This is a genomic window from Mesorhizobium sp. WSM1497 (assembly GCF_001672455.2).
GTDB lineage: Bacteria > Pseudomonadota > Alphaproteobacteria > Rhizobiales > Rhizobiaceae > Mesorhizobium > Mesorhizobium ciceri.
In genome coordinates this window covers 2851842-2871718 of the sequence record NZ_CP021070.1, presented here as the reverse complement: position 1 = coordinate 2871718, position 19877 = coordinate 2851842, and the positions used below count along the sequence as shown (strand labels likewise).

Annotated in this window: 6 protein-coding genes; 3 read left to right on the top strand and 3 right to left on the bottom strand. The window is 60.1% G+C overall.

From position 1 onward, the window contains the following. Window positions 1-224 precede the first annotated feature (224 nt). Window positions 225-8939, top strand: coding sequence for a hypothetical protein (locus tag A9K65_RS13785; RefSeq protein ID WP_064994747.1), 8715 nt, complete (start codon window positions 225-227; stop codon window positions 8937-8939). Further along, complete coding sequence (locus A9K65_RS13780) at window positions 8927-14758, top strand: hypothetical protein (RefSeq protein WP_064994746.1); 5832 nt, start codon at window positions 8927-8929, stop codon at window positions 14756-14758. Before A9K65_RS13785 ends, A9K65_RS13780 begins: the two co-directional genes overlap by 13 nt. Window positions 14759-15068: 310 nt before the next feature. Here A9K65_RS13780 and A9K65_RS13775 read toward each other — a convergent pair whose 3' ends face one another. Both A9K65_RS13775 and tatA read right to left on the bottom strand, forming a co-directional pair. Then, entirely contained in the window at window positions 15069-15941 is an 873-nt protein-coding gene (locus A9K65_RS13775) for a hypothetical protein (protein WP_064994745.1), read from the bottom strand. A gap of 465 nt (window positions 15942-16406) precedes the next feature. Further along, window positions 16407-16586, bottom strand: a complete 180-nt coding sequence (gene tatA / locus A9K65_RS13770; RefSeq protein WP_084016046.1) for a twin-arginine translocase TatA/TatE family subunit — start codon at window positions 16584-16586, stop codon at window positions 16407-16409. A gap of 386 nt (window positions 16587-16972) precedes the next feature. On the opposite strand from tatA, the gene A9K65_RS13765 reads away from it, so the two are divergent. Beyond that, window positions 16973-17743 carry an HAD-IIA family hydrolase gene (locus tag A9K65_RS13765; protein ID WP_064994744.1) on the top strand — a complete coding sequence of 257 codons (771 nt, stop codon included), beginning with the start codon at window positions 16973-16975 and terminating at the stop codon, window positions 17741-17743. 191 nt (window positions 17744-17934) lie between these two features. On the opposite strand, the gene A9K65_RS13760 is transcribed toward A9K65_RS13765, so the two are convergent. Next, complete coding sequence (locus A9K65_RS13760) at window positions 17935-19650, bottom strand: alpha-glucosidase (RefSeq protein ID WP_064994743.1); 1716 nt, start codon at window positions 19648-19650, stop codon at window positions 17935-17937. Window positions 19651-19877 lie beyond the last annotated feature (227 nt).

Below are 19877 nucleotides of genomic sequence, written 5' to 3'. Positions count from 1 at the left end.
ATGTAAGCCGCATCCCGTCAGGCAATGCCTGACCCCATGCGTAGCACGCATGGTCTATCGTCATGAATACTGATCCCCACCTAGTCCCACCGGAGATGCAAATTTGCATATATTACTACGGCGCGCAAGTATCTCAGGGAAAATTGTTTAAGTGACAGCTAATACGACTTGCGTTCGAATTTTGAACGCCGCATGATGCCTGCCGACCTGGGGGAGCGGGACGCATGGACGAAGATAGGATTCCGGGGGAAGAGCATCCGGTCGACAAACCCGAAGTCGATTCTCACCATTCAGGTTCCATAAAGTTTACGCGCCGGGCTGTACTGATTGGCGCTGCATCAACACTGGCCGTCAGCCAGGTCACCGCAGCAGAAAACGGGCACCTGGACGTCTATTACGGGGACGCCAAGCGAAAAAGCCTGGTGATCGTCTGGGTCGACGGGCAGAAGCAGTCCTACGAGTGGCGACTGCAGGCCTCGACCTTCACGGAAGAGACGGGGGGTAGCGGCGGTCGGTTCACGCTACGGCGCCTGTCCGACGGCTGGCGTGCCGATCTGCCAGGATGCTCGTTTCCCGGAGGTTACGCCTTCGATCTCGGCATCAATGCGCTTTGGCAGCCGGGCAACAACCAACAACCCAAGCTCATCCTCACGCTGACTGTCAGCGGCAAGAGCATCGTGCTCAGGCAGGACGAGCTGGCCACCTTCCTCAAGACCGGCACGCCCAAAGAAGTGGCTCAAGTCGACGAGATCGCCGGCCGGCTCGACAAGGACCAGCTCGCCAGACTGGCCGACCGCCTCTTCGGCGCCAGCTTCGATGTTAGCAAGGCGAAGGATGTAGCACTCGTCTTCCACCACGGCGGCTACTGGATCCTGCGGGCAGGCCCCCGGCCCATTCCGAAGACCCCGATGGTGGCCAGCACCAGTGGTTTCTCGGCGCTCTCTTCCGAGGGAGTAAATCTGCCTTTCAGGCTGATGGCCTTCAATATTTTCTCCGGCATCGCCGGTGGCGGCACTGCTTTCACGCTCAGGACGGACCTCGACAAGGACGATGTCAGATCGCTGTTTTCAGGTGACGGTGCGCCGGTCGGCCAGTCCGATGCGAACGTGGAGACCATACGCGTCCTCTACGGCCTGGCCATTCATGGCAAGGCTGCACCCGAGCCGACCGACGATCTCTGGTCCGGGTCAGTCGCGCTGGGAACGGCACCAGCCGGCGAGACCGCCGCGCTGGATCTCATCGACCCCCGGCAGGCTGGCAAAGATCAATCTGCCTACCTTGCCTGGCGGAACGAAGGCGACGCCAATCCGATCCTCGCTCTCGACATTCCGGCGACACTTGTCATCCAGCGCGGAGGCGGCGCTCCACGCAGCGAATTTTCGGATACACGGGCACGCCTCTGGCGTCTGCTGGATAGCAAGAAGGCGCCAAAAATCGTCGCGTCGCTGACGCCGCAGAGGGCACCGATGCGGATAAGGACGCGCTGGGGGGAGTTCTCCACCGCGCCATTGCCGAGCCTGCCGCCGCGTCCCGGCGTGAAGGCGCATGGTGCGACGGTTCGCGTCGGCGGCGTCGGTGCGAAGGCCAAGCGCAAGCTGAGCCATTTCGCGGCGTCGGTGGCGCTCGAATCTGCGCCGGTCAATGTCGGCAGCCAGAGCCTTGACCGTATGCTGCTGGATAAAACGAAGCTCGATCCACAGCAGACGGCGCTGAGAAACGCGTCATACCTGTTCAGCCAGATGCTGTTCAACGAGGCCGAATGCCTGTTCGTCATCAAGGATGTGCCGCGCGTCCACGCCTGGCACGGACTGCCGCCGCCGGTCACCGAACCGCCACAGGCAGAAGCCGTGATCCATCTGGGCGAAATCGGGGGCGTGCCCTATCCGGTGCGGATCTCGCTGAACCGGGCGACACTGATGGTGCGGCGCCCGGTCGACTTGCTGGCGCTGACTTACCGGTTCCAGGATCTCGTGCTCGAGCGCGAAGCAACCGGCTGGTTCGTCAAGCCCGACCGAAGGCTTGCCGCTTTCCTGCCGGCCGGCGAACCGACGCCGCCGCCCAGCGCTCCGTTGATCTGCGGCGACAAATCGCCCGAGGCCGATGAACCGCAACGTTACCAGGAACGTACCGACCCGCGCCCGCTTCTGGCGGTGGATTTTCCGGCTCAGCATGTCGCCGAACAGGCGTTCTTCCGGCGCCTGAAGCCTGAACCGAAGCTTGCCGTTCCGCCAGCCGGTTTTGAGCCCAGCCCCGAACAGGTGGAAATACTGCGAACCGGCAGCACCGTTAAGGAGCGTAGCGCGGTGCGGGTTACAGTCAGCTCCGAGCAGGACAAGGTTGCACCAAAAGCACCGAACATGGGAGAACGTGAAACACAAGAATTCAAGGACTGGACGCGGTTCGTCCAACTACGGCTTAAGATGAAGGACATCCCCGGTCCGGACGACCAGAAGATCTATATCGGGCCGGCCTTCCTCGACCTCGAGACAGCCAGGTGGGCGCGGAAGTTCCAGCGCGACATTGACGCCGGAGTTTCGGTCGCGAGCGTCGAGGACGAAATCGCGCGCCTGCTGGAAGATGTGCCCGAGGTCGAATTGCAGCCGAGCGTTGTCATGGACCTCCGCAAGAAATTCGGGATAGCGGACAGTGTCAACGAGGACTACCCGGCGCTTGCCACGTCACCTGCCGAGATTATCGCCTGGCTGGATGCCCGCAACGAGATCAAGGCCAGTCGCGATTTTACATACGCGGCATTTGCGGAATACTACAAGCCTGACAAGAAAAAAGTCGGCCCATTCTATGGTCGCCGTACTGTCCTCGCTCAGGTGTTAAGGCTCGGCGGGCAGGCGCTGGACGAGGCCAAGAAGATTGCCGCGACATTCGCGGCTTTCGATCTCGAGCAAAACCAGGAGCCGCTGCAGATTCCCGCGGAGGCACGCGTCTCCGGCGGTTCCCGCCTGGTGTTTCGCATTCCGGCCGACGACTTCGAAGGCGGTCGTCCCGACAATCTGGACGGGGCCCCGGCAGGGGCGTTTCCGCTCACAATCGAGGCACTGACCAACTGGGGCGCGTTCGACCTTGCCGTGGTACGCCGCGCCGAGAAGGTTTTCGAACCGCTGGCTGGATGGGAATCGACAGATCCCGACGTGGCCAAGGACTGGTCAGCTCGGCCACTCGGAGGCCAGCGACCGCGCTGGGCCCGAGACGAGACGCGCGACGAAGCAGCAAAGCTTCTGCATCAGGGCATCACGCGCGGTGATGCCTGGACGGTACGGCACGACGAGCAGCGCAATCTCGGCGGCATGAGCGGCTGCCCGGTTCCTCCGCCGTTGCGCGAAGGCGGCATCACGGCGGTGCAGCGCATGAGCGAAGTTGTCGCGGGTGTTCACGAGCCCACCTCGTTCGAGACCTCGATCGAGATTCCGTTCCGGTTGATGCTATCACCCGCCCAGGACGCGAACTGGCGGACGCAGCTGGTGCTCCCGCCGGAACTGAACCTGCTTCCTCCTGTCCGGCGCATCGCGCCCTTGTGGTTTGCGCAGCTTGACGAGACACCGGGCACGTCGAGCGTCCGCGCAGTCTGGTCTCCGGATTTCCGGCCCGAGGCGCTCCTTGATCCTGACGTGGGCGGGCCTCCGCACGGCCCCTGGGCGCCATGGGCGCTCTCGCGCGACGTCACTTCGCGCTTTCCCTATGACGAGTACGACAAGGACATTTTCGGCAAGGAAAAGGAGACACAGCCTGAAAGGTTCCGCACCGGGCTCGATGCGGCGGACCGGCATGAACTGGTGGCGCTGACCTCCCTGCACGGTCTTCCCGCACGCGGTCGCCGCAAGACAGACGGCACGCTCGCCGACGGAAGCCAGATTGACCCACCTCCCGGTTTCCGGTTGCGGCATGCGGAGAACGAACATCTCGATCAGGAAGGCAAGGACACCGCGAAAGACTACTCGGCGATCTACCGGCCGCAGGCGCTCGGCGTCAGCGAGTTGACACTGACGGCGCTCGGCGGTTCCTTCGATGCCGACACGAATTTTGTACCGCCGGCGTCCGCGAGAATCGTTCCCACCAGACTGTGGAAACGCGACTACAACGATACCGAGCCTGGCCAGCCATTGTTCGACGCCTTCTCTATCGAGCGCTGGCGCCAGTCCACACGGCTCGGCCGCGATATCCGCAGCGAGGTGGTCTACAAGGGTTTTCTGTTTCCGCTCGGGCATCGCTGTTCCCTGGTCAAGCTGACAGAGCGGCTTTTCGTTTCCGCACCGACCTCCGATGGCCTCGTAGGTCCCCCGGTGGCGTTTTTGATCCAGAGGATGTTCCTGCGGATCGGCATCCCCGTCAAAAAATACCCGGCGGTCGGCCAGCCCAATGGGGGCCGCCGTTGGCCGACGCAACAACTGGAGATCCTCACCCGCGTCACACCGGACATTCTCGATCCCGCGGACATTGACAGTTCCGGCAGCGAGACGGAGGCTCCGACCGGGCGCCTGCTGCTGAGAACGGAAACGGGTGCGCTGCGACCGGGCCTGGTTTTCTGGCCGCGCGTCCGGCCACGTAAAGGCGGCGAGATCAAGTTCGAGATGCAGATCGACGGGCGCGGCGCACGCACCCGCATGCCCCTTGTCTTTGTCGACAACACCGCCGCCAACGACGAGAACACGATGAAGGCGCTGAACAACTACTATAACGCGCTCTTCGAAACCTCCGATGGAACGCCCGACGTGCGGCGCGTTCTGCAACTCGGCGGCGACAAGCGCCGCTACGCCCAGGAAACGGAGCCGGACGGCACGAGTTTCGAGACGCGATACTGGACGGTCGAGGCCGAGGGGCAGGAAAAAGGCATTGCAAAGGTCAACGACGACCGGAGCTTCACGTTCGACAACACAAAATTCGAGTTCGGTTCGCTGCTGCAAGGCGTGGATCAGCCGCCTTTCTTCCCGGTGATGGCGCAGGCCAAGGTGCGGATAGCGCAGGTCGACCGGCTGGTCGGAAAGCGATCGGACGATATCGACGTCCATTTCGATGACGAATATCAGGCCTTCGGCTTCCCGGTTGACGACAGCCTGGTCACCTACAAGAACGACGGCAATGCCGCCCGGCGGGCCAAGACGGACGTCTATCTCGATTTCAAGCCTCTAGTGCTGGACCCCGGCAGCGATGGCGACAGGACAGGCGGCCCTGCCCGACCGAACACCCAGCTCGTCGCCATGTCGCGCTCGCGCGGCCCTGTGGGAAACAACAATGTTCCAAAGAGTGCTGATGGCAAGGTCTTGTCCCTTGCTGGAGGCGTTCCGCATTCGACGGGCCTCGACAAACTGAAGCCCGGGGATTTTTTCGACGGCGCAAAGCTCCTTGGTATCGTCGATTTCAAGGATGTGTTGGTGTTTGTCGGCGACGGGATTTCCAGAACGCCGCAGTTTCGCGAGGTTACACAGTATACTTCGGCACTGCTGGCGGAGCCCGGGCAGGACACCGCCGAGACGGTCGCCAAGGTCCGTGATCAGCTGCTGGTGCCGCTACGCAGCGCATTGTCGGATCTCGCCAGGCAATTTTTTGCGAAGGTCGCGAACACCGAATTCAGCGAAGACGAAGCCCTGAACCGGCTGGCACGTCTCTATCCGGATGTGGCGAGCGCCTATCGCGAGATGCGCGACGCTCTCGACGAGGCGATCCAGCTCACCGCGACAGTGAAGGAAGTCGATGCGCTGATCGAGTACTTTGCCGCTATCTACGCGGCCGGTCGCCGCTTCATCGCGGCCATCGATCGGGTTGCCAACGATCCGCTGGCGCCGGTGCGCGAAGCCTTGCGGGAGGCATTCAATACCCAGATCGCCGATCTCATCAGCGCGGCCGAGAAGCTGATCGGCCTGCCCACTCTGGACAATGATATCAAGGCCGGCGTGACAGCGATCGTGGCGGATATCCGCAAGCTGTTTACCGAGGCGCTCACCAGTGCGGCCTTGCGAGCCTGGAAGCACCTGGTGCTGGCATTGCCCGGTGCGCATTCGCTCCCAACCGGACTGGTTCAATATGCAAAGTTCGTTGAAGACGCCGTGGACGCGGCGCTGGCAGCGGTTCCGAAGGACAAATTTGTCCTCTGGCTCGAAAACGACGAGCTGGACGTGCTGGCAACAGACCTGGAAACCGCTTTTTACAAGGAGTTCACGAACCAGATCGGCGCCGCACCCGGGGTTGCAGAAAAAAATGCCCTCATGGCCGCCGAGGCGGCTTGGAGAGTGGGCACCGGAGGGATAGCTGGAGCGGCCATCCGGGGCCTCCAGTTCGACAGTGATGTCACGCTCGGCAAGGTCCGTGCGTTGCTTGTTTCCGCTACCGATCTGAGCAAAGCCGCCGACATTGCCGGCTTCTCCGGCGCGCTTAAGGCAATGGTCGATGCGGTCGCGGCGATGGTCCTGCCGGTCATCGAACTCGGCCAGGACGCCACCAAGCTGTGCGACGGTGCGGTGCAGCCATTCGTAACGATTTTCAATGAAACCCTGTATCCCCCTGCCGACTTCCCGCAGCTGAAGAGGGCCAGAGACACGATCCTTCCCGCTATGGACGTGGCAATCGGGGAAATCAGGAATCTCGGCCTCGGGCTGGAAGGCATCGCGGAGTCCATCAGGGATGATATCGACACACTTTTCACCACGCTGGAGGGCCTTCGCCAGGTACTGAAGGATGGCGCCGGCAATCTGGCAACCCTGACAGCCGATATCTGTACCGCCAGCCCGACGCGCCTGCAGCTCGACGCCCTGTCGATGGTGAAGCGGACGCGCAGGGCTTTCATCGATGCTGTCAACAGGTTCCAGAAATCGATCAAAGATACCGGCTCGGCCGATATCGGCGGCAAGCTTGTCATGTTGATGGAACAGCTCGTCGCAACCGGCAGCGGCGGCGCGACCGCGCGTGCGACGCTCGTGGACGCCGTGAAGACGATGGTCGCGGCAGAGGCGGCCTTCTGCGAACTGACAGTTGACGCCACGTCATTGCACGGCGTGGCAGGCGGGCAGAAGGCACTCAATCTAACCCTCTCAGCGCTTTTTTCGCTCAGGACCAATCTGCCGCCAAAAACCCAGGCGCGGATCGATCAGTTGATCGCCATGATTGTGGGTGCGACTGGCACTGCAGCCACTCTCTATCAAGAGATCCATACGGTTGAGCAGGCCCTGGATAAGAAGGCCATGGAGACCGTGGCTGATTTGGCCGAATTGCAATATTTCCAGAGTGTTCGCGATCTCGCCCAACTGATGTCGGACAAGGTCGATAAAATCGTAAACGACCTGGTTGAGGCTATTGAGCAGAAGCTGATCGGCAAGATTGCCGAATTTCTGCTCGGGGGTGGCCCATATCTGGACGCACTTATCTCGGCGGGTATCGCCTCCCTTAAGCCGGTGTTCGAAGTACTGGCAAAGGTTCAGGGCGGCCTGGTCGTAACCCGAAATAAGGTCTGGGGCGATCTCGGATGTCAGCCGATCAGCGCGAATGTTGCGCTTGGCACGAAAACCGATAGCTCTTTCGGCGACGACCTGAGCAACATCACACTGAAGAAGGTGTGCGATCTGCTTCTGGTTCCGATGCCAGATGACCTAAGGTATGGCCTCGTAAAGCCAGCCGATGACGAGCCTGAAAACGATTATCTCGCTGCGGAACGCAACCAACTGCAAAACATCAGGGACGCATTCGGCACAAAGCCGACTGAAGTCCTGGCCCAGTTGCCAGATCTGTTCAAGGAGTGGGGCGAAGGGAAATCTTCTGTCAGGGAGCTTGCCGACCGGCTTATCGCCGCCGCCACGGCCGTGCTCGCTGGCGACCTCAAGCGGATCGTCGACCTCGAAGGGATACGCCGCCGGATAGAAGAGAAGCTGCGGGAACTCGTACCCTCGCGTATTGCTCTCAACTACGACATGCATTGCGACCTGACGAAGGTATCCGACTTTTTCCAGCCTGACCCGGGCAGTCAGATCACGCTCGCCGCTCGTGCCACATACGATCTGCTGAAAAACGAGGCGCCGCAATTCTCGGCAACCTGCAAGGTCGATGCGTTCAGCATCAATCTGTTCAACGTCGTAAACCTGGCCTTCGACGGAGCCTCTTTCGTCAATGACAGTGCCAAGGGCTCCGACTTCCACGTCGCCTACCGGGATTTCACGCTCGGCCCCAGCGCCGAATTTCTGAAGCCGCTCGAAAGCCTGATGAATCCGGGGGTCGGCGGTCCATTCGTCCGTCCGGCCAGCGGCTCGCCCGGCATAGAAGTCGGCTATGTCCTCGATCTCGGCATCATCTCGATAGGTGTAATGGCGTTCATCAACGTCTCGATCACCGCATCATGCCTGCTGCCGTTCGACAACAAGCAGGCCGTGTTCACCGCCTCCATCGGCCGGGAAGACCGTCCCGTGCTGCTGTCGTGCCTGCCTTATGTGGGCGGCGGCTTCCTGACACTCTACGCCACCGCCGAAAAGATGATCGGGTTCGCCGCGTCGTTCGAATTCGGCGGAGGCGGCGCTTTCGCTTTCGGGCCGCTGTCCGGACAGGGGCGGATCAGCACCGGCATTTACCTGCGCAAGCTGGACAGGGACGTCCTTATCGAAGGCTTCTTTTATGTCGGCGGCGAAGCGCGCATCGCCTGCTTCGCAATCGCAGCGTCGCTGGTCGTCCGGGTCTCGCACCAGTCCGGCGGCAAGATGCAGGGGTCCGCAGTCTTCACCTATTCCTTCAAGATCGGGTTTGCGAAGCTGCGTTATTCGGTCGGCGTGCACCGCACGATCGGCAAAGGCTTCTCGGGCAGCGCGATGATCGCGGCAGACCTTGTTGCTGCAAGCAAAACGGTCAGTTCGGCGACGATCGAAACACTTGCCTACGGCCTCGAGCAGGATTGGCGCGCCTACCAGACATATTTCTCCGACATCAACGGGTTTCCGCAATGGCCTCATTGACTTACATCGAAGTGGCCGCTCACGTGGTGGCTGCGGGCATCTTCGACGACAAGGTCCGCCTCACGGTTGTCTTCACGCCCGTCATACCCGAAGTAGCTCCGGACCAAAACCCGAAATATCTGGAGAACTGGCCAGAGGTGATTGATGGTCTGCTGAGCTCCGACAGCGCACCGCGACTGCTTATCCAGCCACTTCAGGACGGGGAAAGCTGGCGCAAGTATGCCGCCAACCCAAAATTTCTGAAGCTGACAAGGGTCGGCAATTCCGGCAACACCGCCGCCATCGCTGATTATTGGCGCAAGATCATGGGTATCTCTGACGGCACAGCCAAACTGAAAGAAGCTCTCGATCCCGAGGACGATCCGCTGGACCAGATGATGCGCCCGTCGGAGACCAAAGAAATCAGCACGAAAACCCCAGACATTCACGGGACCGCGCGCAGCAAAACCGCCATCGAGCATTCTTTTGAGCGCATCCGCTCCCTTATCGGGCGTCTCAACAACAAGGTTGAGAAGACTCGCGAGCCGACGGACGCCGGTGAATCTCTGTCGGTCAAGGTGGCGGCACTTCTGTCCCAATATCCCGAGTTGAAGACTGGCGACAGCGGGGGGATCAAAGACGGCGCCGACATGCTGGAGGATCTGAAGGCCTGGGATGCCTTGAAGGGCAGTCGCCAGCGTGCCGATTACTTCGCCGAAGCGCGCCGGGTCTTCGCAGATGTGAATACCACGCCTGAGGACGCTCTCAAGGCGTTGAAGGCTGGGGCAATGCACAACGTATGGCGACCTCCCTTGGAAGCGGCAATGCGTGCCGGCGCCCTGGAACGCGTTACCGACGAAAAGGGCAATGTGCAGGAAAAAGCGCTTGGGATCGAATTCGCAGAAGCTTCCGCGGCTTATCGGCTGGCATCGAGAACACCTCCCCACGCAGATGCTGCTCCATTGCGCCTGGCGGATGAAGATCCTGGGGTCGAATATACGCGCCGGCGCCTGTTCACGATCCAGAGCAACCCCTCACTCGCACGCCTTTTTCGCTTCGTCGTAGACTTCACGTGCGAGTTGAATGGCAAGACCGTGAACGGCACGGAGGTTCCCGGCCTCAGTGACGTGGTCAAAGGCGGGAACGCCTACATGGAGGAGAGCAAGGTCCTCGACCGGGACGAAAGCGAGGATGTCCTGATAGACGGACACGCGAAGGCTCTTGTCGACGGTGCTCAGCTTACTTCGTATTTCCTGCTCCTGTCGCTCGCCGACACCTTCGATGGGCGGCGCATCCTGACCACGGCCAAGTGCCGCCTGCCTGGAGATTCGGAGGACCGGAAGGGACACTTTTATCCATGCACGCGCGAGGAAATCGACGCATATGCCACAAAGTGCCCGGAAGAACAAACCGAACCGGCTGCATGCTCGGAATACTTCCGCGACGTTGCACTTGCCGAGCAGATCGACACCATTGTTGATCTCGGCCAGAAGATCGAAAGCGAAGGCATCGTCGAGCGCCGTTACGATGTCATGACGCTCGACCCGGTCACCGCGACCGGCGCTGAATACAGTCGGCAATATTCGTTGAAGGAGATTCATAAATCCGTCGATGAATACACCGGCCAGTTGCCGCCAGGGTCTATGGCAAACCTCGAGAGCCTCAGCGCCCCCGCCAATGCAACGCAGCGTGGCGGCGGGCTTGCGGTTGGTGACCGGTGGCGCCAATGGTATAATGTCCTGCGCCACATCGATTCAGCCGACCAGCGCGATACGTACAAAACATCCGGCGAAACTATCCTCGACGCGTCCGACCTGACGACGGGATACAAGCTGGATGTTGGTGTGCGCCTGCAGGGCGACAGTGCCAACCGGAACCGCTGGCACACCCTGATGCATCGCTATGTCGCCTATTCGCCCGTCGGCGGGACGCTGTCGTTCGCACCTTCTGGCCTCGATCGATATCTGGACGGTCTCTATCCCGACGCCTCGGCTCGCCGCGAGGCTGACGATGGCCAGGTGCAGTTGCCAACGGCAATGCGCAACTGGGAAGAGCAGTCGCGGAAGATTCATTTTGCCGAACTGCCCTACGACCTGACCAGCGGCTTCGCGGAGGAAATCGTCGGCGCATGGCAAGGGGATCCTATCGGGCTGTCTGCGGGTATCGAGAAGCAGACCCTGGATCCTAAAGCGGCCCTGCAGATCAACATGAGCTACCGTCTGCCGTCGCTCAACGATCCCGGGAAGGACCCGGGCGCTCTGACGCCCCCATCCCTCCGCTTCGGATGGCGCTATCATTTTGGAGCGCGGTCGGTCTACAGCGGCGGCGTGTCGATGCCACTGAACCGCGCCTTCGGTCACTATGAAAAGCGCTACGGAGGCGACCTGATCCTGCCCGCCGCCCCGCTGGCGGGACACGCCTTCCGACGGCATGAGCGCATCGACGCCCCCGCGATCACCGTGCCCGACTGGCTGTTCGGCAAGTCCATCAAGGACACGTTCTACACCAGGGTGCAACTGCAGGGCCGGTTTGCTGTACCTCAATCGGGGCGGATGATGGTCCGCAGCTACGACTACCTTGAAAACCTCGAGCTTGTGAAACTGCCGAAGGAGTCTGGCAAACAGGTTGTGATGCCCGGCGTCGGCTTTGACCGGCGTATCCTGGTCGCGCCGGCGGTCTCGCTTGAATTCGCCACCATGCACGACGCATTCCGGACCAAGAAGGGCGACTCGGATTTTGATCTGAACGTCAAGATGTGCGAGCCGCGCGTTCCGGACGAAGGGTCAGCCCAAGGCGACGACGAAGCAGCCTTGTCGGAACTGGTGCCGACATCGCAGGGTGGCGAGGGTAGACAGGTCTGGAAATCGATCAAGGTCTTCTGGCGATCATTCAAGATACGGTCGCGGCCGAAGGGAGGTCTTCGGAATATCGATTACCGAGCCAGTTGGGGTGGGTTCCCCATCTATCGGCCTGCCTCGTCGGCGGGCGCTGCCGAACCCAGGGTAGACACAGACGTGCAGGCCACCCCCGCGCCGGTCGACGATGCCGGCCAGATTCTACACCGTACCAAGAGCTCCGGCCTGTTCATTTTCAGGGACAACGCGAATATGCGCCGGGAAATCCTGTTCGGCGCGGTTGGCGTCCTGGCCAACGAAAAGGAACTGCCGGAACGCAGCGGGACAGCGGTTTTTCGGCCGTTGCCCCCGGACCGGGCGAATGATCCCGAACGCATCCCGTACTATCCGGATCCGGCAGCCATATCGATGATGGTGTCGGTAGAGGTCCGCGGCGATCCGGAAGCGGCCCAGCTGAAAGAGGTCAAGCTCTACGAGGGGACGACAGAATGGATACCCGCAGCGGCCGGGTACCCCAATGTCAAGCCGGTGGTAATTGATATCGTTCGCGGCGATCGCAAGAAAAACCCTGTGCAGATTGTCTACAAGACGTATGCCCAGCTGCCGTACACGCCAGCTGAATACAAGGGATCGCAGCAGATAAAGGTCGCGCACGTGACCATCACGCTGTTGCCGGGCGAGGAAGCCGACATCCGATGCTGGTGTGTGCCCAGCGTCGCTCACCTGGCGTTCATGTCGGCCCTGATCGAGACATTCGGTATCGCGGCGATCGCCAAGGCGCGCGACAAGGAGAAGGGTTTGGCATTGACCGATGCCTTCATGGCGGGCGCTGCAGAATTGGTGCCGGCCTTCGCGCAAGAGCTCCAGCGAGGCGTCGCGTCAAGCAGGAGTGACGACGCAAGGCCGCCGGTTGTCGGGCTTGGTGGTCTCCCGGCTCCGGGCGACGCGACCAATGTCTGGCTCGCCACGCTCATTCGGGCGGTGCTGTTGAAATGGCCGCTTCCCGAGATTGCCGCTGTCACCGAAATCGAAGCTGTACACGCTGTCGACCGTCCGCAAGAGGACGCGAAGGGTGCACAGTCTGGCAAGCCATGGGCGCTTCTGCGTGCGAGCGCTGATCGGATCGATGAAGTCCTCAAGCGTCCGCCGGACGAACCTGTCAACTGGCCCCTTCAGGACCAGATGGCCGGCGCCGTCGACGTGCTGATCGATGGCTCGATCACAATCCACGGACCTAGCACAGGAGCAGTCGAGATCCGTGCCTACGGTGCCGCCGCCGCCCGTGGCAGTTTCGATGATCCCGATCGCGGCCGCACACGCGACGAGCAGGCGCGCGGCCTCTGGCCAAGGCCTGATGATGTCAACTACATGAACCCGAAGCGGTTGTTCGGCTTTGACGTCCAGGCTGATGGTTCGGTAGCGTTTGACCAGGAATCGGTCACGCTGCTGAGGATCGAAGGCTTCTCACCACTGACCCGGCAGATAGACCTACTGAAAACTCAGCGCGAAGCCGCGACACCGGCCGCGCTTCCGCTACGAGCCCAGAGACCAGCTGCGTTTCCCGATGCCAGGTCACGCTACATCAGGCTGTTTGCAGTCGCCGTTTCGCGTCATGCGGGATCGCTGCGTACCCGCTATGACGAGGTGCCGGAAAAGTTGGATCGCATCGCTACGGAGGACAACAAGCCGTCGGGCAAACCCATTGCTCTGAAGGAATTCTGGCTGCCGGCGACGATTGGTCCGCCGCGCATCGTGCCAAGGAGCGCAATTCCCTCATTCGTATGGCAGGACCACACTCTCATTGCCACCGGCGAAGCCGCACCGGCAGCGAAAGTGCCTCTGGTCTACGCAACGCGATCGACCCGTGTCCGGATACGATTGAAGCGGCCCTGGTTCGTGACTGGCCAAGGCGAGCGTCTCGGTATCGTAATCTGGCCGCCGAACCTGTTTGACCTGGACAGCGCCAGGGTCCGGAATGATCTCATCAAGCCACCCCCACAGGATCGCGAGGAGATCGATCTACGCAAACTGCCTGACGATGGTTCAGGACTGCGCTATCTCCAGGACGCCGATCTGGGGCCAGGCGGGCAATGGGTGACGCGCTGGGGCGCCGATCCCATCCGCAGTCTCAGCCAGGTCGACGGCTGGTTTCTGTCGAAGGACAATTTTCCAGTCGAAAAGGTCGACGGCACGCAAGACTACTTTGCCCAGGCTCCGGACAAGATTTCCCCTGATGCGGTGCTGGTAACCAACGTCCTGATGCCGGTTCCCCTCGATGACGATGCCCGCAATACCGCCGATGCAACCCCCGCTGGCGGCTTCATGGCAGTGTCACTTATCACCTTCGCGCCGCGCTTCGATCCCGAGCAGGAAGAGTGGTACGTCGATGTCGAAATCGATCCATGCGACGCAATCTTTCCATTCGTGCGGCTTGGACTGGTGCGCTATCAGCCTAACGCGCCCCGCCCGCTGCAGGTTTCCGAACCGGTGGTCGAGTGGATTCAGCTCATGCCGGATCGCAAGGTCAGCGCCAGGGCAATACGCAAGAGAATCCACGGCGTGGACAAGGTATTCATCACGGCCACTGTCGAGGGCGCTTTTTCACAACCGGATCCGAAAGGCCAGAATACCGACAAGTCGACGGAGCGTGCGCCGCTGATGCGCCTGGCACTCCTGCGGCGGCAAGCCCCCCTGTCAGGCGAATTGCTTGGGTCGGAGGTCAGGTTTGGAGAGGAGCAAACCCCCACCCCGACCTGCTCAGGCGCGTGTATGTCATGGACTGCTCCATTTGTCGTTCCGCTTGCGGACTACGGTCAGAAGGGAGAGGCCTGGACGGTCTATGCCGAGGAGGTCGATCGCCTGCGTCCGGCACGCTACGGCGACGAGCCTCGCTACCAGACGCGTCTGGACGACGCGTTTGCCGAGACTGGACCGCGCTTTACGGCCCGGCTGCCGCTCGAGAGCCTGGAGGTCGTCAAGGGATAGGAGGTCGGTCATTGCCGCGGCGCCTGTCGTCTCGGTAACCACCAGTCGCCCTCACACGTCCGGTTCTGCGATCAGATTTGCAGCCGGACGGTTCGCTACAGCACGATGATGCTACGCGTCGGCATTTCACGAACGGTCGCAGAGACCTTGCGCGCTCGCCTCCGGGTTTCTGGGGCCGCGCCACGCCAAGGCCGCCGGCAAAGCTTCGCATCGCCGATGCAGTTGGCAGCCTCGGCAGACAGGATTCAATGGAACGTATCTCCTTGAGAGATGCGGGCGAGCTCCTCCTCGACACCCTGTCAGTCAATATTCATCGAACGCCGCAATACTTGATGACGTAGATATTCTCTCGTTTCAGCTCTGGGACCCTATAGGGACCCCAGCTGCCCTTGATCTTGTCGGCCTGCTCGTAGGGCCATTTGCCCTCGATCTCCTTCGGCGATTTCGAGGGTGTTTTGCCTTTGTCGTCCGAATACCAGATGACGAAGTGCCTGCAGTTTCCCACGTCGTCGTCGAGGGCATCCTTCGCGGCCTGCTCGCAGCGATCCCATGCTCTCTTGATAAATGGCTGTTTGAGTTCCTCCGGAGTCGGATATCTGGGCTTGGCGACCCCCTCTCCGTCACGCTTGTAAGCGACCCCGGCGATGAAACGCCGCGCCTGGGTGAGGCTCTCGAGATCGCCTTGATCAATAAGTTCGATGGTTGCAGTCTCGGCGAAGACTATGGCCTGGCACTTCGACTGGTCGATCCGCTCGATGCTGGTCTGTTTGTCCAGGAGCCGCCGGTCTGCTACCCTCTGCAATCCGGCGAGAGAGTGAATGACCCCTTCGGAATTGGGGAAATCCAGCTCAATCATGCCAATCGGGCCGGAATACCAACCCGCGTTGAAAGACTGGTCCGGATTAATCACCGGGATGACCGCCTGAAGAAGGCCGCCCTTGGGATCGATGAAACGGACCGTGGGAGCGTTTGCGCCCGCTCCGCCACGCAGTTCGACGCTTTCCAGCGGGACCTTGGGCACGAGCCACACCTTTGTCTCGATCCTTACGCCGAGACCCGATTGGGCAAGCACCAGCACGGAAGGTGCGGGCAAGACCACCTGCAGCCCCTGTATGGTGAAGACGGGAGGCACGACTGTCCCAGGTGCAGAAAACCCGAAGTCAACGAGAACAAGAGTCGCCATCCAGATCCCCCCTGCAACTAGCCGTGTCTTGTCTTCAGCTTGAACTTTAAAGGACACTATTGGCGCAAAAAATGCAAGTCGCCTCGGCTCCACTTATGCCCGTTGCGAATGACTGCAGAGCGTCAAAAGCAACCAAAAATTGCGGCAGGCGGGTGCCTCTCTCGCAAAACGCGCCTCCTCGGCAGGATGCACTCGTCTACCACCCCCCGCGGCGAGAAATGCATACCTATGGCGGGTGATGAACCGACCTAATTCCCTCGGATGCCCTCACCGCCTGCCAAACCAGAAGAAACAATGGAGAATCGATACTATTATCGAAGCGCTGAGGCAGCGCCTAAGGCGCCAGGCTGGATCAAAATGACCTCAAAGCCAAGTAGTTAGGCAATTTAGATACTGATCGTCGCAAGTTATTAATTCACGAGAACAAACGCATCGCGAGCATGACCCGCATCCGAACAATTTGCGCTATGGCGAATCCGAATTTGTATCATCAGGAGATTTTGTCGCAGTCTGTTTCAACTCACGCTTGAATGCACCCAAGCCTTTTCCTAAATCGCCCATGAGGCCTGAAATGCGCCCCTTGCCAAACAGTATCACCACAATGGCAAGGACAATCACCCAGTGCCAAACGCTTATCGCTCCCATGTCCCCCTCCCCTCTCGGCCTTCGCTCGCTTTGTTGGCTTCACCAGATTTCCGCCGGACGTTCCCAGCGCGGGACGGACTCTACTACACGCTCATTCGCATGGATATCTGCCAAGAGCTGTGCTGGTCCAACAGAATTGGTTCGACCGTTTCGACCTCAGCACCCTCGGACAAAGGTATCGGACATAGCCCCACTATTGGGCCAGCTCTGTTGTTCGTGCCCGCACGCCGGGAAAGCCTGCTCCGGCATTCCCGCCTTTTTATACGCCGCATCATCCCATTTTTACGATGGCAAACCTGGATGGCTTTTCAAGGCATGCTTCCTTTGCATTCATGCTTCCCACGCCCGGATCACAATTTTCCCCTGAAGCAACATCGGAGACCGCGATGAATATCGCCCACTTACTGGATATGGATGGTGTTCTCGTGCGCGGTGGAGAGCCTATCGAAGGTTCCGTCGACTTTGTCAGGATCCTGGTTGAGGATATGCGAGCCTTTCAGATCTTTACAAACAATTCCAGGTACACCCCGGAGGATCATGCGCACCGTCTCCGCCGGATGGGATTTCCTGTTGAGCCTCACCACATATACACCTCCGCCCAGGCAACCGGGCGGTTCGTCAGCAAGCAGCTTCCCGGGGCCTCAGCCTATGCCATCGGCGACCAGGGGCTGCTTTCGGCCCTGCAGGCAGCGGGCTGCCGCTTTACGGTATTTTCCCCCGACTTTGTCGTGCTCGGTGACGCTGACTCGTATCACTATGAGGAGATCGTGACAGGCGCGCAGCTCGTTTCTGCAGGATCGCGGTTCCTCGCGACCAGTCCGGACCCCGCCGTGCCAGCCGAAAAGGGACTGCTTCCAGCCTGCGGAGCGGTTGCTGCCCTGATCGCTGAAGCAACCGGCATGAAACCCTACTTCATCGGCAAGCCGAATTCCTTCATGACCAGATGCGCCCTTGAAAAACTGGGCGTCAAGGCAGAGCAGACAGTGCTGGTAGGTGACAGAATGGACACCGATGTCCTGGCCGGCCTCGAATCCGGGATGCGATCCGCACTTGTCCTTACCGGTGCGACGGCACCGGCAGACGTGGCTCGTTTTCCTTACAAGCCCGACGTGATCGTCGCTCGCCTGTCCGATCTTGCCGACCATACATGGTCCTGACGCACCGATCCTTGGCCTGCGCATTGACCCACCTCGTGTCGGCCTGTTCTTGATGCATCATCCGCTTGCCGCAACGAGGAAATGTGGCGAGCGCGGTCCTCTACTTCTGCTGCGACGAACCTCCCACGATGACCCTCCGAACGGACAAACCATTGGTCTGTGTGTTGTTGCCGACGTTCACTAGGGCCCAGCTAGTCAGTCCCCAAGATCCCCAGGATCGCTGATTCCCATGGGGCAAGCTGAACTTCCGAAGACAAGACCTTGCCTTGACGTCCCGACAGGTTGGTGAGGAGGAGATCCCATGAGGCACCCATGGCAGGAAGTTCAAGCAATTGTGGTTCCCGGCTGAAATTAATGGCTACAAGCAACCGGTCGGCTCCGAGCGTACGCATATAGACAAACAGCTTTTTATGCGCAGGATCCAGATCAACGTAGTCGCCATAGGTCAAGGCGAGCTTCGATCGACGGAGCGCAATCAGTCTCTGGAAATAGCGATAGATCGAATTCTCATTGGCAAGATCAGCCTCGGCATTGATTTCGGTATAATTCGGATTGACGGCGAACCACGGTTTCTCAGCCGCGGTGAAGCCTGCGTTGGTGTTGCCATTCCACTGCATTGGAGTACGCGCATGATCGCGGCTCGTTTGTCTGAGATGCGCTATGAAGCACTCGGGGGAAACTTTGCCGCCGAGGACATGCTCCGCCCACTGCCCTTTGACCTCGATGTCATCGAACTCCTCGACATGCTGGAAAGGAAAGTTGGTCATACCGAGCTCTTCGCCCTGATAGATGAAAGGAGTACCGCGCAGGGTGAGGACCAATGTTGCAAGAGCTTTGGCTGACGCTACGCGGAACTCCGGTGTGTCGTCGCCGAAATGGCTTACTGCCCGTGGATTGTCGTGATTGCTCAGGAATATTGCGTTCCAGCCGGACGCGCCGATTGTTCTGTCGAGCCTGGAGTAAACAGCCTTGAAGGCTGGTAAGCTCCAGTCAGTTTTTCGCCAGCCATTCCGGTCGAGGCGAACGACGTCGAAACTTATCAGCATGTCAAGTTCATGTCGGTCCTCATCAACAAACAGCGGCGCCTTAACGTCCGTCACGCCATATGCCTCGCCTACGGTCATGGCATCATAGTGCGCCAGTACCTCGCGGTTCATTTCCTGCAGATAGTCGTGCACAAGCGGGCCGTCGCTGTAGGCGAACTGTGGAGCTTCCAGCTGTTCCGGAGTCAGATCGGGGAACGTCTGATCCTTTGATATGAACGGAATGACGTCCAGCCGAAAGCCGGCGACACCCTTGTCGAGCCAAAAGCGCATTATGTCGAAAACGTCAGCGCGTACGTGCGGGTTGTCCCAGTTGAGATCCGGCTGTTCCTTGGCAAAATAGTGGAGGTAGTAGTCTCCCGAGGCATCGTCCTTCTGCCATGCGGAACCGCCGAAGAATGAAGGAAAATTGTTGGGCACACCCCCGCTTCCGTCCCGCCAGACGTAGTAATTTCGTTTCGGACTGTCTCGCCCGCTCCTGCTTTCTACGAACCACTCGTGCTGGTCACTCGTGTGGTTGAGAACAAGATCGATTATCAGGCGAATGTTTCTTGATCGGGCTGCCTCGAGCAGGCGATCAAAGTCGTCCATCGTGCCGAACTCTCGAAGAACCTTGCGATAGTCGCGAATGTCGTAGCCGTTGTCGACATTGGGCGAATCGAAATGAGGGCAAAGCCAGATAGCGTCAACACCCAGGCCGGCGATGTAGTCGAGTTTTCCGATGATACCTGGAAGATCACCGATGCCGTCGGCGTCCGAGTCAGCGAAAGAAAGCGGGTAGATCTGGTAGACTACGGCTTCTTTCCACCAATGCCGCTCTAAACTGTTCTGCCTGTCGAAATCCAGTTCGGTGCCCTTCGACATGTGTCCTCCTGTCAGGCTTTGGCCTGGTCAAAAACGCCTGCATGTGCCCTGGTGCAGATTTGACGCGTTTGCCGCGTCGACCATCCCATCAGACAACGCGCCGTTCGACGTCATCGGCCGGATATTTTGATCAATGAAATGCGGCTGGCCGGCCAGTCGTCGGCCAGCCAGCCGCGTGCCGAGCATGAGGGAGGCCACACATCGGCAAGACGATATACAAACAGGAG